The organism is Streptococcus sp. HMSC078H03, from assembly GCF_001808655.1.
GTDB lineage: Bacteria > Bacillota > Bacilli > Lactobacillales > Streptococcaceae > Streptococcus > Streptococcus salivarius_G.
This window is the reverse complement of record NZ_KV794113.1, coordinates 1-1,521: the sequence shown is the minus strand read 5'-3', so window position 1 is coordinate 1,521 and position 1,521 is coordinate 1. Positions and strand designations below refer to the sequence as shown.

The 1,521-nt window shown below is 43.1% G+C and carries 1 pseudogene; it reads left to right on the top strand.

What is annotated here, in order from left to right:
• Positions 1 to 1,521, top strand: a pseudogene (locus tag HMPREF2607_RS05945) (CshA family fibrillar surface protein C); the annotation flags it as partial.

The window sequence follows — 1,521 nt, the reverse complement described above, 5'->3', positions numbered from 1 at the left end:
AAAAATCATTCACTGGAACTGCTTCAGGCGTAACAGTGAAACGTGTTGATAAGAACGGTACTGAAATCACAGCTAAATACACACCAACTGTGACACCAGTAACCCCAACAGCTGCACCAGCTGAATCAACAGACATCCAAGGGGCAACCCAAACAGGCAAACCTGAATTCACTGAAGGCGATAGCCGTGTGCCTATGAACGACGCTGTTCCAGCAACATTTGATGATGGATCAACTACGAAGACTGTAGATGGTGTTGGTACTTACACAGTGGCAGCAGACGGTACAGTAACCTTTGTACCAGAAAAATCATTTGTTGGAACTGCACCTGCTGTAACTGTTGTTCGTGAAGATAAGAACGGAACCAAAGCTTCTGCGACTTACACACCAACAGTTACACCGGTAACACCAACTGCGACACCAGCTGAAACAACAGGTGTTCAAGGTGCAACCCAATCTGGCAAACCAACCTTCACTGAAGGTAATAACCGTGTACCAATGAATGATGACGTTCCAGCAACCTTCGATGATGGATCTACTTCTAAGACTGTTGATGGCGTTGGTACTTATACAGTAGCTGCAGACGGAACTGTAACATTTGTTCCAGAACCAAGCTTTACTGGTACTGCACCAGCTGTAACAGTAGTTCGTGAAGATAAGAACGGAACTAAAGCATCTGCAACTTACACACCAACTGTTAATCCAGTCACTCTTACTCCAACAAATAAAGTTTCTGAAGACATTCAAAATATTCCTCAAACTGAAACTCCAACATTTGCTTTGAGTGATGATGAGACTGCTCAAATTACAAGTAAGAAATTGATTGACCCTGCAACAGGTCAACCAACAGATGAAACAACTGTAACAGTAGCAGGTGAAGGTACTTACACAATCGATCCTACTACCGGAGCAGTAACCTTTACTCCTGAAAAAGACTTTGTCGGAACTGCAACTGGCGTGAAAATTCAAGCAATAGCGACGATTACAAATGAAGATGGTAAGACTTCAACCATCACTTCAGATGCAAGTTACACACCAACAGTTGTAGCAGCTGTTCCAACAGCTAAACCAGCTACATCTAAAGATATCCAAGGTGCGACACAAACTGGAACACCAACCTTTGAAGGTGCAACTGTTCAAGTAAATGGTCAAGATAAAGCTATTACAATCAAAGATAATAGCTACACACTTTTGGACAAAGATGGTAATGAAGTGGCGACTACGCCAGCCTATGCTGAAGATGGTACAACTGAAATCGGTACGTACTCAATTGATCCAGCAACTGGACAAGTGACCTTCACACCAACTGATAAATCTTATACAGGTAAGGTAACGCCTGTTAAGGTTCAAGCTGAAAGCTCAAATGGCATCAAGGTGGATACAACCTACACACCTGAAATTGTTCCAGTAACCCCAACAGCTACACCAGCTGAAACAACGGATATTCAAGGTGCTACTCAAACAGGTAAGCCTGAATTTACTGAAGGCGACAGCCGTGTACCAATGAACGATGATGTTCCAG